Here is a 26454-nt window from a genome sequence, read left to right as displayed (position 1 = left end):
TCACTCCACGACGGCCAGCTCGCGCGGGGCGTTGTTGAGGCTGCGGCCGCCGTTCTCGGTGACCGTCACGATGTCCTCGATGCGCACCCCGAAGCGCCCGGGCAGGTAGATGCCCGGCTCCACGGAGAAGCACATCCCGGGGACCAGCGGCTGTTCCTCGCCCTCGACCATGTACGGGGGTTCGTGGGTGGTCACTCCGATGCCGTGGCCCGTGCGGTGGATGAACCGGTCGCCGTAGCCGAACTCGGTGATGACCGCGCGGGCCGCCCGGTCCACGTCCTGGCAGGCGATGCCCGGGCGGACGGCGGCGGAGGCGGCCTGCTGGGCCTCGCGGACGATGTCGTGGACGCGCTGTTCCTCGGCGCTCGGCTCGCCGACGTGCACGGTGCGGGAGATGTCGGAGCCGTAGCCGTGCTTGAGTCCTCCGAAGTCGAGGACCACCATGTCCCCCTGCGCGAGGGTCCGCCCGCCGGCCTCGTGATGCGGGTTGGCGCCGTTGGGGCCGGAGCCCACGACCGTGAAGTCCACCTGGGAGTGTCCGTGTTCGCGCAGCAGCGCGGCCAGGTCGGCTGCGATGTCGATCTCCCGCCGGCCGGCGAAGGGGACCCCCAGGATCTGCGCGTACGCGGCGTCGGCGGCCGCGCCGGCCGCGGCCAGCCGCTCCAGCTCCCGCCGGTCCTTGACCGCGCGGAGCATCGGCAGGACGTCGGTGAGCGCGGCGTAGGAGGAGGACGGCAACTCCCGCTGGAGGCCCAGCAGGTGCAGCGCCCAGGTGTTGTCGCTGACCCCGAAGCGGCCGCGGCCGTCGAGGAGGGGCGCGGTGACCCCGTACGGGTCCTTCCCGTCGGTCCAGTCCCGCAGGGTCAGGGCGGGCGCTCCGGGGGCCTTGGCCGCGTCGGGGGCCTCCAGGGCGGGCACGACGAGTACGGGCTCCTGCCCGGCGGCGAGCACCAGCAGGGTCAGCCGCTCGGTGTCGGCGGGCCGGTAGCCGGTGAGGTGGGCGAGGTCGGGCCCGGGGGCGATGAGCAGGCCGGCCAGCCCGGCGTCGGCGGCGCTCTGCGCGGCGGCGGCCATCCGGGCGGCGTAGTCGGCGTGCGTGAACGGTTCGGGTTCGGGGCCGGGGGCGCGTTCGAGGCCGGGGGTGCGTTCGAAGTCCATGGGGCGATCCTCCCGCCGGGCCGGGCGCCGCGCGAGTACTCAGCGCGCCGCGGCGAGGCCGTCGACCGGCCGCGGCTCGTCGGCGCGGGGCGCGTCGAGCCGCGTCGTTCCCCGGCGGAGCGTGCCACCCCGCCCGGACGGCCCGGCGTGCCCGGGCGGCGGCGGGGGGCGGGCTCCCTATCGTGGGGGCGTGAGCATCCCCAGTGGCATGTCCGCAGGTCGCAGCAGGCCGCACCGCGCCTCCCGGACCGACTCCGCCGGGGCCGTGTACGGCTCCCTCCTCGCCACCTCCGTGGTGGCCACGGCCACGACGGTCGGCGACCGGCCCCGGCTCCATCTCGTCCTGCTCCTGCTGGTCACGGGCCTGGTGTTCTGGGCCACCCACGTCTACGCCCATCTCGCCGGGGAGCGGGTGCTCGGCGAGCCGTGGAACAGGCGCGAGATCCGGCGGGTCGCGGTCCACGAGTGGCCGATCGTGGAGGCCGCCGTGCTGCCCGCGGCCGCCGTCGCCCTGAGCGCCCTCCTCGATCTGGACTACTGGGGGACGGCCTGGCTGGCCATGGGCGTGTCCGTGGCGCAGCAGGTCCTCTGGGCGTGCGTCGGCGCCGCCCGCGCGGGCGCGAGCCGCGGCCAGCTGGCGGCCGAGGGGGTCGTGAACCTGTTCCTCGGCCTGATCATCGTGGCCACGAAGGTCGCCCTGAAGTAGCCGTGGCCCCGGGGAGGCGGCCGCCGCACACGTCTCGGCCGGATCAACGCGTGGCGGGACCGCCCTCCTGATCAGCTATGCTGTGCATGCACATCGACGGGCGGTCACCGCCCCTCGTGGTGGGTGTAGCTCAGTTGGTAGAGCACCTGGTTGTGGTCCAGGTGGCCGCGGGTTCAAGTCCCGTCACTCACCCTGATCCCCCGGTGGTACGAGGTTTCCTCGTGCCACCGGGGGTTTTTCGCGTCCGCCCCCGGCTACCCCCGCAGGAACGCCTCGACCTCCGCGGCGAAGGCGACCGGGGTCTCGTGCGGCGGGTAGTGCCCGGCGCCGGGCACGGGGTGGACGCGGCAGTCGGGGTACGAGACCTGCCAGGTGGCCCGCATCACCTCGGGGGTGAGGGCGAGGTCGTTCTCCCCCACGAGGACCAGCACCGGGACGGTGCTGCCCTTCACGGCGGCGGACAGGTCCAGCGGCTGCCAGCTCGCGAGGTAGGCGGCGAAGGCCTCCGGACGGGAGACGCCGAAGGAGTGGGCGACCATCCGGTCCAGCCAGTGGCGGCCGGCGCGGTGTCCGGTGACGAGGTCGAGGATGACCCGCCGGTTCTCGGCGCTGTCCGCGGCGCCGTGGAACAGGGCGTGGGTCGCGTCGTCCATCGCGTACGGGGCGGCGGGGACCGGATTGATCCCGATCAGCTTCTCGATCCGTTCGGGGGCCCGGACCAGCACCTGCTGCATGGCCTTGCCGCCCATGGAATGCCCCATGAGGGAGAAGGTGTCCCAGCCGATCTCGTCGGCGAGCGCGAGGACGTCGTCGGCGATCTCGGGGAGGGTGTAGCGGCCGGTGACGTCCCTGCGGTCCCCGTACCCGCGGTAGTCGAGGAAGACGTACGAGAACCCCTGCGGGTCCAGGTAGTCGAGGGCGGAGCCCCAGTTGGCGCAGGTGCCGAACCAGTCGTGCAGCACGATGACGCGGACGGGGCCGGTGCCGATCCTGCGGTGGGCGATGGCCATGCTTTCTCCCTCTGTGGCGGGGCCTGGCTGATCGGACGCCGTACGTTCTGCCCACCGGATCTACGATCACACCGTGAAGCCGATATCCCGCGCGGTGCGCGCCACCGTCGCCGCCGTCGCCGCCGGCTCCGGCCGGACGGCCACGTCCGGACCGGGGCAGCCGTACCACCCGGCGGAGTACGGGATCCACGATCCCGGCGAGATCCGGGAGCTGCTCGCCGCGTGGCCGGCAGACTCCGGACCGGGCGGATCCGTCGACTGCACGTGCGTCGGCCATGACGGCCGCGTGACGCTGTACGAGGCGGGCGGGCAGTCCGTGCGGTCCGTGGCGCCGTCCCGCGCGAAGCCCCTGGCGCACCTCCTCTCCCCGGAGGCGGCGGAAGGGATCCCGGCCCGGCACCGCGCCCGCTGGGCACGGGCGGCGCCCCCGCGGCTGCGCGAGTACGCCGCCGCCATGGCGCGGGGGGAGGAACCGGGCAGCCCCGGGGTACCCCCCGCCCTGGTGTTCTCCTGGCTCGCTGCGCACAGGGCCCGGGAGAGGGACGCGGCGTCGGTGCTGGCCGCCCTGGCGCCGATGCGGCTGCTCGCCGCCGAGTCCACGGACGAACTCGCCTGGGCGGTTCGGGAGACCGACCGCAAAGGCCTGGACGGGGCCGTGCGGTTCTTCGCGAGCGAGGCGTTCACCAGCCGTCATCCGAAGCGCCGGCGCGTCCCGGACACCGCCCGCGACCTGCTGCTCCGGCACGCCCGCAGCCACTGCCCCGCGGACCTCCCGGTCCTGGAGCGGCGACTGCTGCGCGCACCGGACGACCGCGTCAGACGGTCTTGATGGCCGGGTCCGAGAGGCCCGGGGCGCCGGTTTCCACGTGGCCGGCGAAGCGGCGGAGGAAGGTGGTGTCCGCGCCGGAGACGACCTTCACGTCGTACCAGCGCCCCGTCGCGGAGAGGTCCGCCGTGTACGTGGCCGTGCCGCCCGCGGCGACCCGGAGGGTCTGGGTGGCGCCGCCGTAGGCGTTGGTCACCGTGAGGTCGACCGCCGCCGCGGCGGAGTTGGCCAGCGTCAGCTTCAGGTTGCCGGTCGCCGCGTCGTGGCGGGCCGTGACCTCCGGGCCGGCCTTCTTCGCCGGGCCCTTCCAGGTGCGCAGGAACCCGTTCGGGCCCCAGACCGTCAGGTCGATCTGGTTGCCGGTGGAGCTGCTGGTGCTCCAGGTGTCCGAAAGGGTCTTGCCCGCCTCGACCGTGTAGGGCCAGGGTCCGTCGGTCCGGTTGCCCGAGGTGCTGTGGAAGTGCGCGCCGAGGGTGGGGCCGGAGGAGAAGGTCAGGGTGAACTGCCCCGTGGAGGTGACGGCCTTGCCGTCCGCGTACGGGGCGTAGCCCAGCGCGCGCGTGGGCTTGCGGCCCGCCTCCTGCTTGGGCAGGGAGCCCGTCGCCGGCGGGACCGGGTGGTAGGACGGGTGCGCGTTGTGGTCCGGCGGGACGTAGCCGGCCGTGGAGGGCAGGGCCGCGGGCGAGGCGTCCGCCCTCGTGAAGTCGAACGCCGAGGTCAGGTCACCGCACACCGCGCGGCGCCAGGGCGAGATGTTGGGCTCCTGTACGCCGAAGCGCTTCTCCATGAAGCGGATGACCGAGGTGTGGTCGAAGGTCTCGGAGCAGACGTAGCCGCCCTTGCTCCAGGGGGAGACCACGATCATCGGGACGCGCGGGCCGAGGCCGTAGGGGCCGGCCGCGTAGCCGCCGCCCCCGGCGTAGAGGTCGCGGGTGACGTCGGCCGTGGACAGGCCCCAGGCGGCGGAGGCGGGCGGGTAGGGCGGGACGACGTGGTCGAAGAAGCCGTCGTTCTCGTCGTAGGTGATGAAGAACGCCGTCTTCGCCCACACCGCGGGGTTCGCGGTGAGCGCGTCCAGGACCTGCGAGATGTACCAGGCGCCGAAGTTGACCGGCCAGTTCGGGTGCTCGCTGAAGGCCTCGGGCGCGGCGATCCAGGAGACCTGGGGCAGCGTGCCGTTCACGACGTCGGTGCGCAGCCTGGCGAAGTAGCTCTCGCCCGCCTTGGCGTTGGTGCCCGTGCGGGCCTTCTCGTACAGGGCGCTGCCCGGGGCGGCGTTGCGGTAATTGTTGAAGTACAGCAGCGAGTTGTCGCCGTAGTTGCCGCGGAAGGCGTCGGTGATCCAGCCCCAGCCGCCGGCGGCGTTCAGGCCGTCGCCGATGTCCTGGTAGATCTTCCAGGAGACCCCGGCCGCCTCCAGGCGCTCCGGGTAGGTCTTCCAGCCGTAGCCGGCCTCCTGGTTGCCGAGGACGGGGCCGCCGCCGGTTCCGTCGTTGCCCGTGTGGCCCGTCCACATGTAGTAGCGGTTCGGGTCGGTCGCGCCGATGAACGAGCAGTGGTAGGCGTCGCACACCGTGAAGGCGTCGGCGAGCGCGTAGTGGAACGGGATGTCGTTCCGCATCATGTACGCCATGGTCGTGGCCGTCTTGGCCGGGACCCACTTGTCGTACTTGCCGTTGTTGTACGCGGCGTGGCCGCCGGCCCAGTCGTGGTTGAGCCCCTCGACGAACTGCATGCCCAGATTGGTGACCTGGGGGTTGAAGGGGAGGACGTCCTTCGTCCCGTTGGACTGGTAGAAGACCGGCTTCCCGTTGTCCTGGAGGACCGGGCGCGGGTCGCCGAAGCCCCGTACGCCCTTCATCGAGCCGAAGTACTGGTCGAAGGACCGGTTCTCCTGCATGAGGACCACGACGTGCTCGATGTCCTGGATGGTGCCGGTGGCGCCCTGGGCCGGGATGGCGGCCGCGCGGGCGATGCTCTCGTTGAGCATCGCGGCTGCGGCGGTTGCGCCCGCGATCTGCAGGAACCTGCGGCGATTGAGTTCAGCCATGGGATGACGACCTCTGCGGGTGAGGGGGATGTCGAGGGGCGCCCCAAGGAGAGCGGTCGCGGGGTACCGGACGGAGATCGGTTCGTGACGCGGCGCGGTACAGCTGGAGAACGGAAAGACCTCCCGGACACTGCGCGCATCTGCTGGAATGACCTCCCATACACACTGCACGGGGGGTGCGGAGCAGATGGCGGGGACCGAGTTCGGGCATGCCCTGGGGCGGTCCCGCGCACTTTCCGGCCTGCCGGCCGCTCCGCTGGTGGCACGGTACGGGGAACTCGCCTCGGAGCAACAGGCCCTGGGCTTACGTCACTTGGGCGACCTGCTGATACCGGCCGGGGGGCGGCTGCGGGTACTCGACGGGATCTTCACGGTCGAGGGCCCGGGGCGGCGCAGGCACGTGGGGGCGCAGGTCCTGCGCGGGCTGCGGGCCGACCGGGGGGACGGGGAGAGCGGCGCTGGCGCGTTACTGGAACGCCTGGCCGCGATCCAGGAGCGTGACCAGGCCGCGCTGCGGCGGATCCTGCTCTACCAGCTGGTGCGGCTGCTGCACGAGCACCCCCGGGGGGACCTGCCGGACACGGCCGTCGGGTTCGGGATCGACCCCGACGAGGCAGCGGCCCTGGTGCACGCCGCTCACGCGAGCCCCCGGCTCGATCCTGCCCAGCGGGCCGCGGCCGAGGGGCTGGAGGACGAATGGCTGGCCGGGCAGGTGCGGGCCGCCGCCCGGAGCGCCGCCGTACTGCCGCGGACCGCGGCCGCCGGCGACCCGCTGCTGGCGGGGCGGCTGGCCGGGCTCGCCGGGCGGGTACGGGCGGCGGACGCCCTGCTGGACGAGGCCCGCGCGCACGAGGACCGGCGCGACCGGGAGCGGGCCGCGGCGGCGTACGGGCAGGCGGCCCGACTCGCCTGGGACTGCCCGCGCGCGGTGCGGGGCCTGGTCCGCACGCACCGGCCGGCCGAGGGGGATCCCGGGCCGCTGGAGGCCTCGCCCGTACCCGGCGGGGTGGCGCTGCGGCGGCCGGCCGGCGCCGACCCGGCCGGGACCTGGCGGGTGGTCCGGCTGACCCGGCGCGAGCCGGTCACGACTCCGCTCCCGCAGGTGCCGGGGCCGCTCGGCGCGGGGCCGCTGACGGACCCGCGGGCCCCGCTCGGCCGTGAGGTGCGGTACGTGGCGCTGCCGGGCGAGGGCGGGCCCCCGCTGATCAGTGCCCCGCTGCTGGTGGCCCCCGAGGTGACGGAACTGCGCCTCACGGACGGCCGCTCCCGGATCGGGGCCACCTGGCTCCGCCCGCCCGGCGCGACGGGGGTACGGGTGACCCTGACCGACCCCGAAGGACGTACGAGGGACCTCGGGGCCCCGAGCGCGGCCTCCCCGGCGGGCGCGGCGGGCAAGGGCTCCGGGGAGACGGGACGCAACGGCGTGCGCGAGACCGCACGGGAGGGCGTGCGGGCCGACGGGCTCGGGGCCGGGGAGTACGCGCTGCGGGTGCGGTGCCGGTACGCGGGGGCCGGGGGCGAGGTGGTGTCCGGCGGCGTCGGGGCCGCCGTCACGGTGCACCCCTGGCCCGAGCCGGTGGCCGCCCTCAGGGCGAGCGCCCGCGGCGCCGGGGGGCTGGAGCTGCGGTGGAGCGGGGGCGCCGGGGGCGCCGTACGGTTCGTGCAGTGGCCGGGGGCGGCTCCCGCGGAGGGCGCCGAGCTGGCGGCGTCGGCGCTGCCGCCCGCGCTGGCCTGGGTGGACGCCGCCGGGATCGCGCAGCCGCCGCCCGGCACGCTGGCCACCGTCAGCGCCGTATCGGTCCTCGGCGAGCGGGCGCTGGCCGGGCCGGGCGTCGCGGTCGAGGCCCCCGAGGCGGTCACCGGGCTCACGCTCCGGCGGACCTCCGGCGGGCGGGCCAAGGTCAGCTTCGACTGGCCCGAAGGCGCGGGCCGGGTCACGGTCGCGGTCACCCCCGAGTCCGGCGGCGAGTGCACCGAACACCCCGTCGTGCGCGCCGTGTTCCTGCGCGAGGGGCTGGAACTGCCCGTCGGCCCCGGCGCGGTCCGCGTCACCGCGTACGCCGCCCCCCGCAGCGCGCATGCGGTCGCGGCCGCCCCGCCCGGCGGCGGGCAGGCGTCCCTCCCGGCCGACGTGGCCATCGCGTACCGGCTCGTGCCCGGGCCGCGGCGGAAGCTGCGGCGCGGTCCCGCCGTGCTCCGGGTGAGCCTGCTCTCCCCCGGCGGGGACCCGGGCTCCGGGCTGCCCGACTTCGTCCTCGTCCGCGGGGCGCCCGGTGGCGGGCCCCGGCCCCACCGCGCCACCGACGGCGCCGAGTTGTGCCGGGTGACCGGCGCCGAGCTCGCGGCCTCGGGGACCGTCGAGCGCGAGATCCTCCCCCACCCTCCCGGCGGCGGCCCCTACGCCGTACGCGGTTTCCTCCTCGGCGGCCGTGCCGCCTCCGTCCGGCTCGACGAGCCCTCCCTCACCTCCCTGGTGGTCCGCTGACATGACCTCCGTCGTCTGCCCCTACTGCTTCGACCGCTCGGCCGCCGCCCGGTTGCCGTTCCGCTGCCAGATGTCCGCCACCGGCGTACGCGGCGGCAAACCGTGTACTGCCGAACTCGACGACGTCTGGGCGGAATTCATGGGCCCCAGCGTGCCGCCCGCGCTGAAGATGCGCGGACCGGTCTTCACCGCCGCGCGCGGCCTCGCCGGCCGCCTCGGCAGCGGCGGCGCCGCGCGCGCGGACTGCCCGCACTGCGGGGTCTCCACCCCGGTCCGGGTCTGTCTGCGCTGCCACAGCGACTTCCCGAGCGACTACACCGACCAGGACACCCGGATCATCGCCCTGCTGGGCCCCAAGGCCTCCGGCAAGAGCACGTACGTCTCCGTCCTGATCAACGAGCTGCGCAACCGGGTGGGCCGCGCGTACGGGGCGTCCATCACGGCGATGGGCGGTGAGACCCAGCGCCGGGACCGGGAGATGGCCGAGGACCTGTACGACCGGCTGCGGCTGCCGGAGGCGACCAGACCCGCGGCGCTCGGCTTCAACGACCCGCTGCTGTACCGGCTGAGCCTGCCGCTGCGCCGCCGGCTGCGCGGGGACGGCAGCCGGCACACCGCGCTGGTGTTCTTCGACGCGGCGGGCGAGGACCTGGGCAGCGCCGAGGCCATGGACCGCTACACGCACTACCTGGCGGCCGCCGACGGGATCATCCTGCTGGTGGACCCGCTCCAGATGCGGGCCGTACGGGACCAGCTGCCGGTGGACGCGGGCCTTCCGCTGCCCACGGTGGAGACCCCGCCGCAGCAGATCGCGGCGGACCTCGCGGCGCAGCTGCGGGCCCATGGGCGGGGCACCTCGCGCGGCCGGGTCACCACGCCCGTGGCGGTGGCGGTGACCAAGACGGACTCCCTGTTCTCACTGGTGGGGGACCACTCGCCGCTGCGGCGCAACGCCGGCCACGCGGGCGGGGCCGTGGACGACGAGGACCGGATGGCGGTGCACGAGGAGATGCGGGGGCTGCTCGACGGCTGGGACTCGGGGGCGCTGTTCCGGCAGCTGGACCGGGACTTCGCGCAGCTGTCGCTGTTCGGGCTCTCGGCGCTCGGCTCCCCGCCGCCCGCGCACGCTCCCGCCGACGCGCCCAAGTCGGGGCCGCAGCCGCTGCGGGTCGAGGATCCGCTGCTGTGGCTGCTGGGGCTGGGCGGGCTGCTGCCGCGCAGCGGCGCCGGCGGCGCCGGCGGCGGGGGACGTCGCACGACCACGGCCGCGAGCGCGAAGGGTGGAGAACGGGCGTGAACCTCGCGCAACTGCACTACACCTCGGCGCCGCCGGGCCCGGACGGCTCGGGCTTCCGCTTCACCGCCGTCAGCCCCGGCGTGCCCGCTTCGCTGCTGCGCGAGGCCGAGCAGCTGATCGGGTACGAGCCGCCCCGGGAGGCGCCGCCGCGCCCGAGCACGGACCAGCTCGGCTCCTTTCCGCAGGCCTTGAGCCTGAACGTGCTGTCCGACGGCAGCCGGCTGCTGGCCCGCTCCGTGTACACGGGCGCCGACTACAGCGGCCGCTGGGGCAATTTCCACGCCCACGCGGTGCACCTGCCCGAGCCCGCCGACACGGAAAGGCCCGCCCCTGGGCAGCTGCCGATCACCTCCTGGGGCTCCCCGCAGTGGGCGGCCGACTCCCCGCCGGCCGGGGCGCCCGTGCCGCCGCTGGGCTCGGTGCCGGCCCCCGGGCCCCTGGACCTCGGTGCGCTCGCGGCCTTCGTGGCCGCCCGGGGGCCCTGGCTCGCGGGCTTCTTCGCGGACGTGCGGCGGCTCGTCGAGGATCCGGCTGCCCCTCAGCTCGTGCTGGTGGAGCAGGACAGCGAGGCCGTGGCCTGGTGGATCATGCTGGCCTGCAGTGTGCTGCCGCACCGGCGGGGGCAGTGGCTCACCTTCACCACGTACACCCGGCGGCCGCAGCTCGCCCGGCAGCAGATCATCGGCGTGGTGCCGGAGGACGGCCTGGGCCTCGGCGGGCAGGAGCACCGCTACCGGGTGTACGACGCCGCCCGCGCGGCGGCGCCCGCCGCGGCCCCCGACCCGTGGGCGCAGACGGCCGCGCGGATCTGGCAGGCGCAGCGCCAGGAGCTGTTCGCGCACGTCCGGCGCCTGCCGGTGCGGGCCGGCGATCCGGCCGGCCGGCCCGGGCCGTACGAGGCGGGCCCGCTGGCCGCGCTCGCGCTGGCCGCCGGCGTCGGCCTGGACTCGGCGGGGCGGGCCGCGGCCGCCGACTGGGCGGCGGGACACCGGGCCGCGCTGGACGACGCGCAAGTGCGGGCCCTGACCCGGGCGCTGGCCCGGCCGGCCGAGGACCGGGGGCCCGAGGAGACGGCGGCGAGCGGGCGGCTGCTGTCGGCCCTGGCCGGCTGGGCGCCCCCGGAGGTGAGCGAGCCTCTGGCGGAGCTGGCGCTGGCGGGGGCGGTCCGCTCGGGTGGCGCCGCCCCGCCCGCCGGGCTGCTGGGCGAACCCGCCCGGCTGCGGCTCGCCGCCGAACTGGAGCCGGAGCTGCGGGCGGCGCTCACCGACACGGCGCGCGAACCGGCGGACCGCGTCGGCCTGTTGCGCGTCGCGGCGGAACTCGGCGTGGACACCGCAGCCCTGCTGCCCGACGTGGCACGGCAGTTGGCGCAGGCGCTGATCACCGATCCCGAGCCGGCGTACGGAGAGGCGGTGCGCGGGGCGCTGGCGGAACTGCCCCGGCTGCGGGAGCTCGTACTCGACCGGCTCGACGGGCTCGCGGCGGGCGATCCGGCGGCGGGGGCCAGGCTGTTCGCCGTCACCGCGCTCCGGCCGACCGCGACCGGAGCCCTGCCCCACCTGCGGATGTGCGCGCTGGCGCAGGACCCCGCGGCGGTGGCCGGGGACCGGACGAAGGCCCTGACCCGGCTCGTGGAGCACTGCGGCGTCTCGCCGGAGGAGGATCCGCTGGTACTGCGGACGGCGATGCGGCTGGTGTGGGGCGCGGAGCCGCCGACCGCGGGCGAGGCCTGGCTGGCCCTGTCCGCGCTGGGCGAGCAGGCCCACCGGGAGGCCGGCACCTGGGAGGTGCTCGCGCGGGCCGCGGTGTCCGCCCCGGCCGGGGACCGGGACGCGGAAGCGCTGGCGGTGGAGCTGCTGCACCGCTACTTCGTCGAGCTCCCCTCCTCGCTGCGGGCCTCGCTGCTGCTGCTGGAGCTGGCCCGGAACGTGCGGGCCCGGCAGATCGGCCCCGGCTGGGTCCGCCAGGCCCTCGCCCTGGGCACGGCGGGCCCGACGCCCACGGCACGGGAGCACGCCTACGCGGCGGTGGCCGCCGAACTGCTCGCCGAGGACCGGCACGAAGGCGAGTTGCGGGCCCTGATCGAGAGCGAGGACGCCGAGCTGCTGGCCGCGTACCGCCGGGCCGCCCGGCAGTCGCGGGTCGCGGACCGGCTGAGGCTGGATCCCCGGTACGCGGCGGAGTGCTTCGCCACCTGGTCCTCGCAGCCCCAGGCGGGCCCGGTGTGGCAGGAAGCCCGCGCCGACCTGCTCGACGGCGTGCTGCGCCCGGTCGTACGGGGCCTGCCGGCGCCGCAGCTCGCCGCGCTGGAGGAGGCGCTGGCCGGGCTGGGCGGCCGGTGGGCGGAGGACTTCCGCGGCTGGCAGCGGCCGGGCGCGTTCGGGCGGCTGCGCGACCGCTTCGCCGGCTCGGGCCGGCGCGGCGCGAAGGGTGCGCCCGCGAACCCGCCGCCGCGGGGCGGATCCGGGGGCCCCGTCGCGCCCGGTGACGCGGGCGGTCCCTTCGCACCCGGTGGATCCGGTGGATCCGGTGGATCCGGCGACGACCGGAGTCGGCCGTGACCGTCGGCGGGGTGGACACCGAGTTCGTCGCGAGGACGTTCGGCTGGACCACGGTGGCGATCGGGGTGCTCGTCTGCCTCGGGTACGGGCTGTGGCGGTTCCTGGGGCTGGCCCTGGGCGCCGCCACGACCGCCTTCACGCCGCGCGCCCCGGGTACCCCCGACCCGCGGATCGACCCGTACCCGGGACCGGAACCGGTCCAACCCGCCTACTGGGCCCGGCAGATGTGGATCGACGCGATGGCCGCCGTGCGGGCGGCCGCGCACACCGTGTGGTACCTGCTGGTGTACCACTGGCTCGACGAGATCGTCCGCGGCCGGCTGCTGAGAGGACGGGGCGGATCCAGCGGGGTGCGCGCCGGGAACGCCTTCGCGCGGCTCGTGCTGCGCCTGATCGCCCCCGCGACGGCGCTCGCCGCGCTGCTGTCGGCGCTCCTCGCCTCCGCCCTGCTCCTCGCCGTCGCGGTGGCCTTCGCCGCGCAGCTGCTGCTCGTCGCGGGCGTCGCGCTGGCCGGGGTGACGGGCGGGCGGAGCGCGGAGCGGCTGTGGAAGCTGGCCCGCGGCATCCGCATGAAGTGCCCGTACCCGGGCTGCTACCGGCCGTTCCCGCTGGCCGTGCACGTGTGCCCGGGCTGCGGGGCCGCCCACCGCGAGCTGCGGCCCGGGCGGTTCGGGGCGCTGCGGCACGTCTGCCGGTGCGGGCGGGCGCTGCCCACGACCGCCCTGGCCGGGAGGCGCAAGCTGGCCCTGCGCTGCCCGCACTGCGACAAGGAGCTGCCGGCCGCCGTGGGGACGACGCGGGTGGTGCACCTGCCGCTGATCGGGGGCACCTCGTCCGGGAAGACCATGCTGATGGCGGCGATGCTGGAGGGGTTGCGGTCCTGGTCGCACGACTGCGCGCTCACGGTCGAGTTCGCGTCCATCGCCGACCGGCGCGAGGCCAACACCCTGGCCCGGCAGCTGGAGGCCTCGGGATGGGCGCTCAAGACGCAGGGCGGGCAGCCACGGGCGCTGATGCTGCTGATCGGGCGGGGGCGCGGACCGCTGAAGCGCAGGCGGCTGCTGTACCTGTACGACCCGATGGGCGAGTCGCTGCGGGACGCGGCCACCACACGGCTCCAGCAGTACCTCGCGCACGCCGACGGGGTGGTGCTGGTCGCGGACGTGCTGGCCGCGCTCAACGTACGGCGCGCGCTGCACGGGCGCGACGGGAGCCTGGCGGTGGAGGCCCGGCCCGCCGACCTCGGGCCGGTGGACACGTACGCGGCGTTCACCGGGGAGCTCCAGGGCCTGGGCGGCCGGCGCGGGCGCCTGGGGGTGGCGGTGGTCGTGACCAAGCGGGACGTACTGGACCGGCTGAGCTCGCTGCCGCGGCCGCAGGGCCCGGTCGACGCATGGCTGGACGAGATCGGCCTCGGCGAGCTGGTCCGCATCCTGCACCACGATTTCGCGGCGCGCCGCTACTGGGCGGTCAGCGCCCGCGCCGCCACCGGGGCGGGCGCCCTGGTGTCGGAGCAGCGGCGGGCGGCGGAGCCGGTGCTGTGGCTGCTGTCCCGGACGGGCCTGCGGTTCGGCGGGCAGCCGGCGGCGGCGCGGGAGCCGCGCCTGCCCCGGATGCCGCGCCCGCGCCGCCGTACCGACACGGCGGCACCGGATCGATCAAGCCTGTGACGTGGGGCAAGAGACCCCCTATGGTCACTGAGAGGAGCAACTGCCCATGGTGACACCGCAGATCGCACGGGGGCGGCTGCTGATGCTGGCCCTGTTCGTGGCGGCGGTCGTGATGACGGCGGCCGCCGGAGTGGCGGCGCTCGTGCGGTACGTACCGCAATGGCTCGGGAGTTGAAGGAGATTAGCGGTGAGTGACATCCCCGGCGGGCCGATGGCGAACCGGCCCGTCCACTTCATCTGGCTGCTCGACTGCTCGTACTCGATGCAGGGCGAGAAGATCGGCCAGCTCAACTACGCGATCAGAGAAGCCGTTCCGGAGATGCAACAGGTGGCGCAGGACAATCCGTCGGCCCAACTGCTCATGCGCACCCTGACGTTCTCCACCACGGCCCGGTGGCACCACCAGGACCCGGTGCCGGTGGAGAACTTCACCTGGCAGGACGTCCAGGTGGACGGCATGACGAACCTGGGCGAGGCGCTCCAGGTGGTGGCCCGGGAACTGGACACCCCGCCGATGCCGCAGCGGGCCCTGAAGCCGGTGCTGGCGCTGGTCTCCGACGGGGTGCCGACGGACGACTGGAAGGCGGGGCTGCGGGCGGTCGACGCGACCCCGTGGGGGCGCAAGGCCGTACGGGTGGCCATCGCGATCGGCGCGGACGCCGACCGCACCGTGCTCCAGGAGTTCCTCGGCAATCCGGAGATCCAGCCGCTGGACGCGAACTCGCCCAAGCAGCTCGCGGCGGCGATCCGCTGGGCCTCGACGGCGGCGGTCAAGGCGGCCTCGCAGATGGTGGCGGGCGCCACGGACCCGCTGGCGAAGCAGCCGCCGTACGCCCTGCCGGTGCTCGACGACGACGATGACGACGTGTGGTGAGCGGGCCCGTGCCACCGGAACCACCGGTACCGCCCGTGCCGGCCGTACCGCCCGGGCCGCCCGGGCCGCTGTGGGCCACGCTCCGCGAGAGCGTCCAGGGCGTGAACAAGAGCCGCAACCAGGACTACTGCGAGGTCTCGGGGCGCGGCACGGCCGAGGAGCCGCTGATCATGGCGGTGGCCGACGGCCACGGCTCGGCGGCGCACGCCCGCAGCCACCTCGGCTCCCGCTACGCCGTGGACCTCTTCGTCGAAGAGGCCCGGCGGTTCGGGGCGCTCGCCCGGCCGCGCGGTGACGAGCGGCCACCCAGCCTGGCCTGGCTGATGCACTACGCCGAGCACGCCCTCCCCCGCCAACTGGTCAGCGCCTGGCGGGGGAAGGTGCTCGACAACTGGGAGCGGACCAGCTCCCACGAGGAGCCCGGACTCTCCGAGGAGCACAAGGTGCTCCTGTACGGGAGCACGCTCGTCGGCGCGGTGCTCACGCCCCGGGTGTTCGCGGCCTGGCAGCTCGGGGACGGCGAGCTGACGGTGGTGGACGACGCCGGGCGGGTGAGCGTACCGCTCGCGCCGGCCGAGGCGGATCTCGGGGACGAGACGGAGTCGCTGTGCACACCGGAGGCGTGGCTGCGCGTACGGACGTACTGGGCGCCGGTGACGGCCCCCTGGCGGGCGCCCCGGCTGATCGCGGTCTCCACCGACGGACTGTCGAAGAGCTTCGCCTCGGACCGGGGGTTCCTCCAGTTCATGGCCGGGCTGGACGACCGGATGTCGGCGGAGGGGGCGGCGACCGTACGGGCGGTCCTGCCGCAGTGGCTGGCCCGGGCCTCGCAGCACTCGGGGGACGACACCACCCTCGTGGCCGCCTGGCACCAGGGCGCCCCGCCGACCCCGACGCCGGTCACGACCACGGCGACGAGCACGGCCACGGCCACGGCCACGGAGACTGCACCGCAACCGGAGGCGGCCACGGTACCGGAGGCCGCACCGGAGGCGGCCACGGTCCCGGCACCACACCCGGCTGCGGCCACCTGCCCGGGGCCCGCCACCGACCCGGCACCACCGACCGACCCTCACGGGAGAGACGAATGAGCGGCATGCTCGACAGCGGGACCCTGCTGACGACCGACAGCGGCCTGGGCGTGGAGGTGTTCGACCTGCTCGGGGCCGGCGGGCAGGGGGAGGTCTACCGGGTGCGGACCCCCGCCGGGTACCAGGCGCTCAAGTGGTACTACCCGGCCTGCGCGACCCCCGCGCAAGAGGGCATCGTCCGCCAGCTGGTGGGCCGCGGCTTCGACGACGACCGCTTCCTGTGGCCCCTCGACTTCGTGGCCGACGGGCGCGGCGCGTTCGGGTACCTGATGGACATCCGCCCGGACCGGTTCAAGGGCCTGCCCCTGCTGTTCCGGCGGCAGCTGCGCACCTCGACGCGGGCCCTGCTGAAGGCCTGCCTTTACACGGTCGAGGCGTACCAGGCCCTGCACTCGCGGGGGATCGCGTACCGGGACATCTCCTGGGGCAACATCTTCTTCGACCCGGCCACCGGCGAAGTGCTGGTCTGCGACAACGACAACGCGGTGGTGGAGGGCGACAGCACCGGCATCTCGGGGACCATGGAGTTCATGGCGCCGGAGCTGGTGCGCGGCGACCCGGGGGTGACGCCCGGCACGCAGAGCGATCTGCACTCCCTGTCGGTGCTGCTGTTCATGCTGCTGATGAACCATCACCCCCTGAGGGGACGGCGCGAGTTGGCGATCCACTGCCTCGACGAAGTGGCGGAGCACAAGCTGTACGGGAGGCAGCCGCTGTTCGTCTTCGATCCGCAGGACCGGTCCAACGCGCCCGACCCGACCGAGCAGGCGACCGTACTGGCCACGTGGGCGGCGGCTCCGGACTCGCTGCGGGAGCTGTTCACCAAGAACTTCACGGCGGGCCTGCACGACCCGTCGACGCGCGTGCGCGAGTCGCAGTGGCGGGACACCCTGCGGGCGGTGCTCGACGCGGTCGTGGAGTGCGCGCACTGCGGGCGGCAGAACATGACCGAGCCCCGGTCCGCCGATCCGGGCACCTGCTGGGGGTGCGGGAGCACGCTGGTGCTGCCGCCGCGGCTGGTGCTGACCACTCCCCCGCCGCGCACCGAGCACCACATCCTGCTCCACCGGTCCTCGCGGGTACAGGCGCACCACCTGGCCCCGGAACCGGCCCGGCACGACTACGGCGACGGCACGCTGGTCGCGGTGCTGACCGAGCACCCGCAGAGGCCGGGCCGCTTCGGGCTGGCGAACCGGTCGGCCTCGACCTGGACGGGCACCCGCGCGGACGGTTCCACCCAGCACATCGACCCGGGGCAGACCGTGCCGCTGCGCTCGGGTCTGGAGCTGGACTTCGGCGGCGCGCGGGCCGTGGTACGGGCGAAATAGCCCTGCCGGGGCGGTCAGTTGCCCAGGAGGCGGCTGATCTCCTGGGCGAGGGCGAGTCCGCCGCTGCCGACTCCGAGACCGAGGGTGATGGTTTCGAGGGAGCGGCGGATCACCCCCGGCTCCGTGGGGCGGCCTTCCCGGGCGGCCCGGTCCAGCTCGCCGCGCAGGACGTCCGCCGCCTCGATGCGGCCGGGGGCCGCACCCTGGTCCCGGAGCCACTGCGCGAGCTCGGCGGCCAGCCGCAGGGTCTCGGCGGCGCCGCCGCCTTGCTGCCCGACGTTGATGGTGCCGTGGTCGCCGATGATGCCGGCGTTGACGTCCCCGTTGAAGTTGAAGGTGCCCATGGGGTCTCCTGTGTTCCGCTGGTCGTGGTCGGCGGTGGGGTCAGGGCGCGCCGCGGCCCTGGCCGGCGTGTGGCCCGCCGGGTGGGGCTCCCTGGCCGCCGTGCTGGTTGACGGTGCCGTTGTCGCCGATGACGCCGGCCTGCACGCTGCCCTGGAAGGTGTAGGTGTGGGTGTTGATGACCTGCTGCGCCTGGTCGTAGGAGCTGGTGTCGACGTTGTGGTCCTTCAGGAACCGCTCGGTCGCTATCAGCACGCCCTGCTGGAGGCGCTGGAGGAAGTCCTGGGAGTCGGTGCGCTCGGTGTAGCCCAACTGGCCCCAGTCCGCCACCCGTTCGCGGATGCTGTCAACGGCGCCGTAGTCGTACAGCACGTGCCGCTTGTCGATCTCGCGGCGCACCCTCTCCAGGGCCCGGACGCGCCGGCGGCGCGCCGAGGAGCGGCGGGAGATCCGTGAGGCGGCGCCGAGCAGCGCGGGCCCGGCGGCTCCGGTGGCGTGGGACACCAGGCTCCACCAGCGCTCGAAGCCGTCCACGGGCAGCCGGTTCACCCGGTCGAAGCGCTCCTGGAGCGGGGGGATGCCGTACGCGGAGACCTCCCAGGTGAGGCTGGGGTGGTGGAGGCGGGCGCGCAGGTGCATGGAGACGATGGCGCGGCCGCCCTCGCCGGCCCGGACCAGGCTGAGGTAGGTGCGCATGCCGGCGCCGGACTGCATCAGGCCGGCCTGGACGAGCTGTTTGGGGATCTGGGCGAGCGGCCGGCTGAGCCGGTCCGGCAGCAGCTCGGCCCCGACGTACGGCACGTGGTTGCCGATGACGTAGAGCCGGTTGCGGACCTGGAGGCCCTTGAGGCCGGCGATGTGCTCCATCTCGCGGGCCACGTAGGTGTGCAGGTCGACCGCGTCGAAGGGCTTGATCACCAGTTTGGCTCCGTTGCCCGCCGGATCGTCGGCGGGCCGGCTGACGTCGATGGGCTGCCAGACCATCTCCTTGAGCTTGGAGCCACTGCCCACGAAGGGGTTGGTGCGCTCGGCGCTCGCGGTGTACGGGACCACGTTGGCCCGCCTCTGCTCCAGCAGCCGCCGCTCCACCTCGGGTTCGACCGCCGGGGCCAGATCGGAGGGGCGCTCCGCGCCGTGCTCCACGGTGAGGGCGGCGGTGCGGGCCCGGCTCTCGGCCTGGAGGACCAGCCACCAAGCGCTCGCGTACGCGAGGACGACGAGCCCGGCGGCCGTGTAGACGAGCCCCCACAACCCGCTGATCAGCGCGTACAGCAGTACCGGCACGGCGGCCCACACTCCGGCTCCGCAGATCCAGGCGAGCCGCCGGTCCCGTACGTCGATCCGCCGTACGGCGGCGCGGCCGTGGCGGGCCAGTGCCACCAGGTCGATGCCGAGGGAGAGACCGGTGGCCCGCAGCCGGTCCTCGGTGAGCTCGACGTCCACGTCCCGGGCGAAGCCCTCGTCCAGATGCGCGCCCGCGCACAGATGGCGCGACACCGCGTCCGTCCGGTACTGCGCGAGCGCCGGTAACTGCCGTGCCCCCATGCACCCCTCCCCCGTGTTCCCCGCCACCCTACGGATCCGCCCCCACGGTGTCCGCCGATTACCCCCGCTTGTTGCGCACCGCGAGCACCGCCCCGGCCAGTGCGGCGATCCCACCGCCGATCAACGGCACTGCCTGCAGAGAGGCCTCGTGGTCCACGGCGTAGACGCCCAGCCAGACGAACGCCAGGCCGAAGCCGATGACGATCAGGTACTCCAGCAGGCGGAACCCGTAGCCCATCCACTGGTCCAGTCGCTCCTGCCGCAGCCGGCGCTCGACCAGTTGGCGACGCCATGCGAGGTGGTCGGCTTCGATGCCGTTCCACTTCAACGCCTCGTCGGCATCGGGGAACGGCGGTACGAGGCCTGCGGACGACGGCGCGAACGCCGTCTGCCCGTCACCGCCTCCGAGAGCCGCCGCCGGGGGCGGCGGCGGTGCGGGCTGTGGCGAGGATTCGTACTCAGACATCGGTCCCACCGTCCCCACCACGGCCTCGCGAGACCCCGGCGGTCAGCCGGTCCAGCCTCAGCAGTGCCTCGTCGACCGTTCTCTCGGCGCGCTCACGCCGTGATCTCCGCTCCTCCTGCGACCAGGGCGCGGGCGGCGCCACCGACCGCAGGAACCACGCGCCGGGCGCCGCTGCCCGGGCCCCCCGTGCGCGGCCGTCCCGGCGCAGTGCGGTGCGCACCTGGAGGCCCAGCAGGGCCAGTCCGAGCCCGAACGCGGCCCAGGGCGCTGCCGCCGCGAGGAACGCCGGCGCACCCCCGGTCCTGACGCCCGCGACGAGCAGCCACACCACCAGTGCCGCCGGCAGAAACACCCGGACCAGGTCGGAACCGAACGCGCCGGCCGGCACCGGCCGGCCGGGGGACGCGGCCGGCGCGGGCGCGGGAGCCGGATCCGGCGGTGCGGACGCCAGGGTGGCCGGTCGCGGAAGGGCGGCGGCGGTATGCGCGGACGCCCGCGCGGCGGCCGGGTGCCCGTGGTCGAGCTCGTCGAGCACGCGGCGCGCCCCGCGGCCCGTCAGGCGTCGTGCGGGATCTCTCCGCAGCAGGCCGCTGATCAGCGCAGCGAGAGCAGGGTCCCGCAGCGGTTGGGGTGGGTCCTCGCTGACGCCCAGCACCGCCGCGAGAGTCGCCTCCAGGGTGTCCCGATGGAACGGCCCGACGCCCTGGACCAGGTGGTAGAGCGTCGCCCCCAGGGCGAACAGATCGCTTTCCGCACTCGGTCCGCGGCCTTCCAGCTGCTCCGGGGACATGTACTGCGCGGCCCCGGTGACGCGCTCCTGCGCGGATCCCGCCACCGAGAACCGGATCCCGGTGAGCCACGCCCGGCCGGAGTCGTCGAGCAGCACGCCGGACGGTGTCACGTTGCCGTGCACCATGCCGGCGCCGTGCATCGCGGCCAGTGCTTCGATCAGCGCCCTCGCGACCCGCCGGGCCCGGGGGGCGGGCATGGGGCCGCGCTCCCGCACGTACTCGTACGCGGTCCGGTCCGCCACGTGCTCGGTGACCAGCCAGAGGACTTCGTCAGCGGCGAAGAGGTCGGTCACGGGCACGAGGCTCGGGTGGGAGCTGACGGCCGCCAGGACCCGGGCCCTGCGTACGACGCCTTGCCGCCACCGCGCGCGCCCTTCGTCGCTCAACCCGTACGGAGCCCGCACCTCCTGGAGGTCCACGCGTCGGTGCAGGGTCTCGTCCAGGGCCTCCCATACGAAGACGAGCTCCGTATGACTGCTGGACACGGACCCGCTGATCAGCCGGTAGCGACCGCCGACCAGCGATCCGGGTCGTCTCTCCTCCACGATGGCCCCCTCGCGGCCCGGTCACGGCTTGAACGGAGCACCAGTTCTACCCCGCCCCGTCCCGCCCCGCCGGGGAAGGGCTGTTTTCGGGTCCCGTCGCCCGGGCGCCCTCCCCCGCGCGCCACCGTCCGCGCGCCGTTTCCGGCGGGGCTGCGCGCGGCCCCCGGGTGGTGCACCGGTCGGCGGGGCTCCGTTCCCCCGCGGCTCAGCCGCGCCGACCGGCGTTCGTGCCCCCGTTCAGGATGCCGCGGCCATGCGGCGGCGCAGGCTCAGCGGGCGCATGTCCGTCCACACCTCGGCGATGTGGTCCAGGCATTCCTGGCGGGTGCCCTGGGTGCCTTCGGCCTGCCAGCCGGCCGGGAGCTCCCGGTCCGCTCGCCAGATGGAGTACTGCTCCTCGTCATTGCGTACGACGCGGTAGCCGCTCTCGTCCGTCTCGGTCATTGGTCCGGCCCTCCCTTTGTTGTTCGGCTTCTGCGTGACGGGTCACAGCGTGCCGTGCCGGGGCATGGCGCCATAGGGACAAACGCGCAGAAGGACCGGCGGTCGGTGCTGCCACTCCTTCCCTGGTGGCGCCGGTGCGCGCGGCGGCAGTGTTCGACGCAGCCAGGGTGGCGACCGAGAGGTACAGCGCCGCCGGCCACGTCACCCCATCAGGCTGGAAGGAGCTCCGCCATGTCGGACACCCCAGAGACCGTGCACCTGCCCACCGGCGGGTGGCGGTTGTGGGAGCACTTCGCACTCCGCGGTCCGGGTTTCCCGGCCGAGGGGGTCCTGCGCATGGCCCCGCCCGGACTCGCCCTGGCCGCCGACAAGTTCGGCGCCGGCGACGTCCTCGCCGGCCCGGACTGGGAGGCGTTCACCGGGGCCTTCGACAACGGAGCCGTCGCCACCGCCGAACTGCTCCAGTCCATCGCCGCCTCGCCGCGCTTCCGGGCCGCCGTGGCCTGGCAGAACCCGGCCGTACTGCGCACCGGCATCGCCCCGTTCCTGAACTGGACGCCGACCGCGGCGGGCCGTACCAGCATGCCCCGCCAGCGCGAGGAGCTGGTGGCCCACTACTGGCAGCGGTTCTGCGTCAAGAACGACACCATCGGGTTCTTCGGCCCGGTCGGCTGGGGCCGCTGGGACCTCGCCACGCACGGGGTGAAGGTCGACCCCGGCACCGGCGGGTTCCTCGCCGACTCGCGGGTCTACTTCGCCAGCTGGGCCATCGACGCCCTCGCCAAGTCGCTGAACGCCGACCCCGCGATGCGTGCGTGGATCCCGCCGCGCCGGGTGTCCTTCGTACGGGCCGAGGGCCTGTCCGTGCACCTGCCGGGCCGGCCGCCGCAGCCCATCGGCGAGACCGCGCGCGCCGTACTGGACCTGTGCGACGGGACCCGGCCGCCGGCCGCGATCGCCGCGGCGCTGGGCATCCCGGTGGCCGAGGCCACCGAGGCCGTGCAGTGGCTGCTGTCCAAACGGTGGGTGCACTGGCGCCTCGACGTGCCGACGGGCACCTACCCGGAGCGGGAGCTGCGCGCCGTCCTGGAGCGGATCGGCGATCCGGCCCTGCGCGGGCCGGCCCTGGAGAAGCTGGCCGTACTGGAGCGCGGACGGGACGCCGTGCAGGCGGCCGGCCTCGACGCGGAGGCGCTGACCTCGGCGATCGCCGCACTGGAAGCGGACTTCGCCGGGCTGACCTCCACCGACGCCCAACGGTCCAAGGGCGAGCGGACCGCGCCCTGCCGGGGGCTCGTGTACTCCGACGCCCGGCGCGCGGCGACGGCCACCCTCGGCACCGCCCTGCTGGACGAGCTGACCCCGCTCGCGCAGTGTCTGACGGCGGCCCGCTGGATGACGAACCGGTTCGCCGAGCGGGTCCGGCCGCGCCTGCGCGAGGTGTACGAGCGGCTGGGCGCGGCCGGCCCGGTGGACCTCGGCGCGATGTGGCTGGGCTGCCTGCCCTCCCCGTACCCGGAGGCGACCCGCGACCTCGACGCCGTCCAGGCCGAACTGCGGTCGAAGTGGGCGCGGATCCTGGCCGTGCCCGAGGGGGCGCGCCGCGTCCGGGTCTCCTCGGCGGACATCGCGGAGCGGGTGCGCGAGGAGTTCGAGGAGCCGGGCGCCGGCTGGTCGCTGGCCCGCTACTTCAGCCCGGACGTGCTGCTGCTCGCCGACAGTGCGGACGCGGTGGCCCGCGGGGACTTCGAGATGGTGCTGGGCGAGATGCACAGCGCGCTCAACACGATGGGCGCCTCGCTCTTCGTCCACCAGCACCCGGACCGCGAGGAGCTGATCGCGGAGACCACCCGCGACTTCCCCGGCCCCCGGCTGCTGCCGATGCTGCCCAAGGAGCTGCCGCTCAAGTGGTCGACGCGCAGCAGGCCCTCGCTGGACCGGCCGCAGGACTACTACGTCTCCCTGGTCGACGACACCGGTGACCCGCACCGCCCGCGCACCGTCCTGTGCGCCGACGTCCGGGTCGAGGACCAAGGCGGCCTGCTGATGGCGGTGCTGCCCGACGGGGCCGCGTTCGACCTGCTGGACGTGTACGCGAACACCCTGACGCAGCGGGTCATGGACCGGTTCACGCTGCGCCCCGAGGGGGACCACACCCCGCGCATCAGCATCGACAAGATGGTGGTGGCGCGCGAGACCTGGGCCTTCCCGGCATCCGAACTCGCTTTCGCCGACGAGAAGTCCGAGACCAAGCGGTTCGTGAAAGCCCGCCATTGGCGGCAGGAACACGACCTTCCGCGCTTCGTGTTCGTGGTCTCGCCGACCGAACCCCGGCCCTTCTACGTGGACTTCGACAGCCCGGTGTACCTGACCATCCTGGCGAAGGCGGCGCGCAGGCTGGCCCGCAAGGACCCCGGCGCCAAGCTGAAGGTCAGCGAGATGCTGCCGACCCCGGAGCAGGCCTGGCTGACCGACGACGAGGGCGCCGCGTTCACCTCGGAGCTGCGCTTCGTCGCCGTCGACCAGACCGTCACCGACGTCTCGCGGCCGGCCCGGGAGCCCGCCGCGGACGGGGGTGCGTGATGCGTACCTTCGTCGACGACATCGCCGCGCACGCCGCCCTCGACCCCGGCCGGATCGCGGTGACCACCCCGGCCGGCGAGATGACGTACGGGGAGCTCATCGCCCGCATCGAGGCGGTGGCGGCGGCGCTGCGGGCGCGGGGCGCCCGGCCCGAGACGGTGTGCGCGGTGGCCGTGGAGCGCGGGGTGGACTCCGTGGTGGCGCCGGCCGCGGTGATCCGCTCCGGGGCGGCCTTCCTGAGCCTGGACCCGCAGCAGCCGCCGGCCCGGCTGGCGGCGCTGGTGCGCAGCGGCGGCGCCGACATGCTGCTGACCTCCTCGGCCCTCGCCGGCGGGCTCGACCTGCCGATCCCCGGGCCCCCCGTACTGCTCGACCGTCCGGGGAGCCCGGACGCGCAGGCGCCGTGGAGCGGCGGGCCGCTCGACGGGAGGGCCCTCGCCTACGTCAGCCACACCTCCGGGAGCACCGGGGAGCCCAGCGCCGTCCTGGTCGAACACGCCGGCCTGGACTCGTACCTGCGTTTCGTCGCCCGCGACTACGGGCTCGGGCCGGACACGGTGGCCCTCCAGGTGGCCCCGCTGGGCTACGACGCCTCGCTGCGGGACACCTTCGCCCCGCTGCTGGCGGGCGGACGGCTGGTCGTGGTGCCGCGGTCGGCGCTGCTGCGGCCCGAGGAGTTCGGCGCGGCCGTACGGGAGCACGCGGTGAGCGCCCTGCTCAGCGTGACTCCGTCCTTCCTGGCCTTCCTGGCCGGGCAGCCGGGCGGGGAGCGACTGCTCGACGGCGTACGGGTGGTGGTGTCCAGCGGTGAATCGCTGCGGCCGTTCCTGACCGCCGGCGGCCGGGCCCTGGTGCCGGGCGCGCTGGTCAACCAGTACGGGCCGACCGAGTGCACGATGACCTCGACCCGCTACGCCGTACCGGCCGAGCCGGACGTCCTGACCGACGTCGTGGGCACGCCGATCGACGGGGTCGCGGTCCGGCTGCTGGACTCCGGGCTGTCGCCGGTCCCCGACGGGTCCGTCGGGGAGGTCTGCATCGGCGGGGTGGGGGTGGCCCGCGGGTACCGCGGGCGGCCCGCCCGTACGGCCGAGTGCTTCGTACCGGACCCGCTCGGGCCGCCCGGCGCGCGGATGTACCGGACGGGCGATCTCGCGACCCGGGGCCCGAACGGGCTGGAGTACCTGGGGCGCCGGGACCGCCAGGTCAAGATCCGCGGCTACCGGGTGGACCCGGCCGAGGTGGAGGGCGCCCTGCTGGCCCATCCCGGGGTGACGGGGGCGGTCGTCACCTGCGACACCGACGCGCAGGGGCGGGTGTTCCTGGTCGCGCACGTCACCGGGGAGCTGGCGGAGGTGAAGGACGCGGCGCTCCGCGCCCACCTGGGCAGGACGCTGCCCCCGCACCTGATGCCGCGCCGGTTCGCGCGGCTGGCGGAACTGCCCACCACCCGCGGCGGCAAGGCCGACCGCCGCGCCCTGTCGCAGACCGGAGGCCGGCCATGACCACCGCACCGAGCGCGCCGCGCCCGTCCGTGACGTCCAAGACCTCCATGACCCCCGTCCCGCTGCCCGGACCGCGCGCGCCCATGACGCCCGGGGCGCTGGCCGCACTGGGCGCACCGGCTTCCGTACCGGCCGCACCGGCCGCACCGGCCGTGGCCGGTCCACCCACCGCATCCGCCCTCGCCGCCCGGGGCACCGCGCTCAGCCGGGCCGACGTGGAGGCCGCGGCCGCGCGGATCGCCGGCCGGGTACGGCGGACCCCGCTGCTGCCGGGACTGCCCGCGCCCGGACTCCACCGGACCGGCCGGGGACTGCTGCTGAAGGCCGAACACCTCCAGCACGGCGGGTCGTTCAAGCTGCGCGGGGCCGCCAACGCCGTGCTGGCGCTCGGCGCCCGCCGGATGGTGACCGGCTCCTCCGGGAACCACGGCATCGCCCTGGCCCGGCTGGCCCGCGCGCTCGGCGCCGAGGTGACCGTGGTACTGGCAGGCGGGGCGCATCCCGCCAAGATCGCCGTGATCAAGGCCCTCGGCGGGCGCACGGTCCGCGTGCCGGGCGGGGTCGCCGAGCGCGACGCCCGGGCGCGGGAGCTGGCCGAGGAGACGGGCGCGGTCCTCATCCCCTCCTCCGACCACGAGCTGGTGGTCGCCGGGCAGGGCACGGTCGGCCTGGAGATCCTCGACGAGGCGCCCGACACCGAGACCGTGTACGTGCCGACCGGCGGGGGCGGGCTGCTCGCCGGGGTGTGCCTCGCCGCCCACGGGCATCCGGTACGGGTGGTGGGCGTCGAGCCCTCCGGCACCCCCCGCTACGCCCGGTCGCTGGCCGCGGGGCGCCCCGTACGGCTGGCGCCGGGGGACTCCGTCGCCGACGGGCTGCGCGGGCAGCAGCCGGGGGTGGTGCCGTACCCCGTCATCCGGGACCGGGTCGACGACCTGATCGCCGTGTCCGACGCGGAGATCCTCGCCGCGGCCGCCCTGCTGCGCCGGCGCGGCGTGGAGGCCGAGCCCTCCGGCGCGGTCGCGCTGGCCGGGGCGATCCGTGCCGGCCGTGGCGGCGGCGCCGGACCGTGCGTCGCCGTCGTCTCGGGCGGCAACACCAAGGCGGCGCTGATGGCGGCCGCCGCGGCCGCGCCCCCTTCCCGTACGCACTGCACCACCTGAACCCACTGACCCGT

21 protein-coding genes and 1 tRNA gene are annotated in these 26454 nt (G+C 75.1%); 14 read left to right on the top strand and 8 right to left on the bottom strand.

Annotation, left to right across the window (positions count from 1 at the left end):
• Positions 1 to 1158 carry an aminopeptidase P family protein gene (locus AB0M92_RS16050; RefSeq protein ID WP_366102743.1) on the bottom strand — a complete coding sequence of 386 codons (1158 nt, stop codon included), beginning with the start codon at positions 1156 to 1158 and terminating at the stop codon, positions 1 to 3.
• A 190-nt stretch (positions 1159 to 1348) separates the two neighbouring features.
• Between AB0M92_RS16050 and AB0M92_RS16045 the strand changes: the two genes are divergently transcribed.
• Both AB0M92_RS16045 and AB0M92_RS16040 read left to right on the top strand, forming a co-directional pair.
• Positions 1349 to 1864, top strand: a complete 516-nt coding sequence (locus AB0M92_RS16045) for a hypothetical protein (RefSeq protein ID WP_366102742.1) — start codon at positions 1349 to 1351, stop codon at positions 1862 to 1864.
• 119 nt (positions 1865 to 1983) lie between these two features.
• Positions 1984 to 2056, top strand: a tRNA-His gene (locus AB0M92_RS16040).
• A 62-nt stretch (positions 2057 to 2118) separates the two neighbouring features.
• Here the strand turns inward: AB0M92_RS16040 and AB0M92_RS16035 are convergent.
• Positions 2119 to 2874, bottom strand: coding sequence for an alpha/beta hydrolase (locus AB0M92_RS16035; RefSeq protein WP_366102741.1), 756 nt, complete (start codon positions 2872 to 2874; stop codon positions 2119 to 2121).
• 73 nt (positions 2875 to 2947) lie between these two features.
• Between AB0M92_RS16035 and AB0M92_RS16030 the strand changes: the two genes are divergently transcribed.
• Positions 2948 to 3703 (top strand): hypothetical protein, encoded by a 756-nt coding sequence (locus AB0M92_RS16030; RefSeq protein WP_366102740.1) that lies wholly within the window; start codon positions 2948 to 2950, stop codon positions 3701 to 3703.
• Here AB0M92_RS16030 and AB0M92_RS16025 read toward each other — a convergent pair.
• Complete coding sequence (locus AB0M92_RS16025) at positions 3690 to 5750, bottom strand: phosphocholine-specific phospholipase C (protein WP_366102739.1); 2061 nt, start codon at positions 5748 to 5750, stop codon at positions 3690 to 3692. The two genes, AB0M92_RS16030 and AB0M92_RS16025, sit on opposite strands and share 14 nt — an antisense overlap.
• 187 nt (positions 5751 to 5937) lie before the next feature.
• On the opposite strand from AB0M92_RS16025, the gene AB0M92_RS16020 reads away from it, so the two are divergent.
• From AB0M92_RS16020 to AB0M92_RS15985, 8 genes are read left to right on the top strand one after another with little or no spacing between them, the layout of a single operon-like run.
• Complete coding sequence (locus AB0M92_RS16020; RefSeq protein WP_366102738.1) at positions 5938 to 8235, top strand: hypothetical protein; 2298 nt, start codon at positions 5938 to 5940, stop codon at positions 8233 to 8235.
• Position 8236: 1 nt separating this feature from the next.
• On the top strand, positions 8237 to 9532 hold the full coding sequence (locus AB0M92_RS16015) for a hypothetical protein (protein ID WP_366102737.1): 1296 nt from the start codon (positions 8237 to 8239) through the stop codon (positions 9530 to 9532).
• The gene (locus AB0M92_RS16010) at positions 9529 to 12093 is read left to right on the top strand and encodes a GTPase-associated protein 1-related protein (RefSeq protein ID WP_366102736.1); all 2565 of its coding nucleotides are present in this window, start codon (positions 9529 to 9531) and stop codon (positions 12091 to 12093) included. The genes AB0M92_RS16015 and AB0M92_RS16010 overlap by 4 nt, the downstream gene beginning before the upstream one ends.
• Positions 12090 to 13763: a hypothetical protein gene (locus tag AB0M92_RS16005; protein ID WP_366102735.1), complete on the top strand. Its 1674-nt coding sequence runs from the start codon at positions 12090 to 12092 to the stop codon at positions 13761 to 13763. The genes AB0M92_RS16010 and AB0M92_RS16005 overlap by 4 nt, the downstream gene beginning before the upstream one ends.
• A 46-nt stretch (positions 13764 to 13809) precedes the next feature.
• The gene (locus AB0M92_RS16000) at positions 13810 to 13938 is read left to right on the top strand and encodes a hypothetical protein (protein ID WP_366102734.1); all 129 of its coding nucleotides are present in this window, start codon (positions 13810 to 13812) and stop codon (positions 13936 to 13938) included.
• A 36-nt stretch (positions 13939 to 13974) separates the two neighbouring features.
• Positions 13975 to 14637 (top strand): VWA domain-containing protein, encoded by a 663-nt coding sequence (locus tag AB0M92_RS15995; protein ID WP_366102770.1) that lies wholly within the window; start codon positions 13975 to 13977, stop codon positions 14635 to 14637.
• An 8-nt stretch (positions 14638 to 14645) separates the two neighbouring features.
• Positions 14646 to 15728 (top strand): protein phosphatase 2C domain-containing protein, encoded by a 1083-nt coding sequence (locus tag AB0M92_RS15990; protein ID WP_366102733.1) that lies wholly within the window; start codon positions 14646 to 14648, stop codon positions 15726 to 15728.
• Positions 15725 to 17056, top strand: coding sequence for a protein kinase (locus AB0M92_RS15985; protein ID WP_366102732.1), 1332 nt, complete (start codon positions 15725 to 15727; stop codon positions 17054 to 17056). Before AB0M92_RS15990 ends, AB0M92_RS15985 begins: the two co-directional genes overlap by 4 nt.
• A gap of 14 nt (positions 17057 to 17070) precedes the next feature.
• Here the strand turns inward: AB0M92_RS15985 and AB0M92_RS15980 are convergent, their stop codons facing one another.
• The 5 genes from AB0M92_RS15980 to AB0M92_RS15960 all read right to left on the bottom strand — a co-directional run bounded on the left by AB0M92_RS15980 (position 17071) and on the right by AB0M92_RS15960 (position 21189).
• Positions 17071 to 17400: a hypothetical protein gene (locus tag AB0M92_RS15980; RefSeq protein WP_366102731.1), complete on the bottom strand. Its 330-nt coding sequence runs from the start codon at positions 17398 to 17400 to the stop codon at positions 17071 to 17073.
• 40 nt (positions 17401 to 17440) lie between these two features.
• Positions 17441 to 18943 carry a hypothetical protein gene (locus AB0M92_RS15975; protein WP_366102730.1) on the bottom strand — a complete coding sequence of 501 codons (1503 nt, stop codon included), beginning with the start codon at positions 18941 to 18943 and terminating at the stop codon, positions 17441 to 17443.
• A gap of 58 nt (positions 18944 to 19001) precedes the next feature.
• Positions 19002 to 19409, bottom strand: coding sequence for a hypothetical protein (locus AB0M92_RS15970; protein WP_366102729.1), 408 nt, complete (start codon positions 19407 to 19409; stop codon positions 19002 to 19004).
• Positions 19402 to 20745 (bottom strand): serine/threonine-protein kinase, encoded by a 1344-nt coding sequence (locus tag AB0M92_RS15965; RefSeq protein WP_366102728.1) that lies wholly within the window; start codon positions 20743 to 20745, stop codon positions 19402 to 19404. The genes AB0M92_RS15970 and AB0M92_RS15965 overlap by 8 nt, the downstream gene beginning before the upstream one ends.
• 237 nt (positions 20746 to 20982) lie before the next feature.
• Positions 20983 to 21189 carry an MbtH family NRPS accessory protein gene (locus AB0M92_RS15960; RefSeq protein ID WP_366102727.1) on the bottom strand — a complete coding sequence of 69 codons (207 nt, stop codon included), beginning with the start codon at positions 21187 to 21189 and terminating at the stop codon, positions 20983 to 20985.
• Positions 21190 to 21420: 231 nt separating this feature from the next.
• Between AB0M92_RS15960 and AB0M92_RS15955 the strand changes: the two genes are divergently transcribed.
• The 3 genes from AB0M92_RS15955 to AB0M92_RS15945 are packed head-to-tail and all read left to right on the top strand — an operon-like array spanning position 21421 to position 26440.
• On the top strand, positions 21421 to 23772 hold the full coding sequence (locus AB0M92_RS15955) for a lantibiotic dehydratase (RefSeq protein WP_366102726.1): 2352 nt from the start codon (positions 21421 to 21423) through the stop codon (positions 23770 to 23772).
• Positions 23772 to 25277, top strand: coding sequence for an amino acid adenylation domain-containing protein (locus AB0M92_RS15950; protein ID WP_366102725.1), 1506 nt, complete (start codon positions 23772 to 23774; stop codon positions 25275 to 25277). Before AB0M92_RS15955 ends, AB0M92_RS15950 begins: the two co-directional genes overlap by 1 nt.
• A complete protein-coding gene (locus AB0M92_RS15945) occupies positions 25274 to 26440 on the top strand; it encodes a pyridoxal-phosphate dependent enzyme (protein ID WP_366102724.1) in 1167 nt (388 codons plus the stop codon). Before AB0M92_RS15950 ends, AB0M92_RS15945 begins: the two co-directional genes overlap by 4 nt.
• Positions 26441 to 26454: the final 14 nt, after the last annotated feature.

It is taken from the genome of Streptomyces sp. NPDC051582 (assembly GCF_040681715.1).
In the GTDB taxonomy this organism is placed as follows: Bacteria; Actinomycetota; Actinomycetes; order Streptomycetales; family Streptomycetaceae; genus Streptomyces.
Note: the sequence above shows the minus strand (reverse complement) of the source record. Positions and strands in the feature narration are given on the sequence as shown.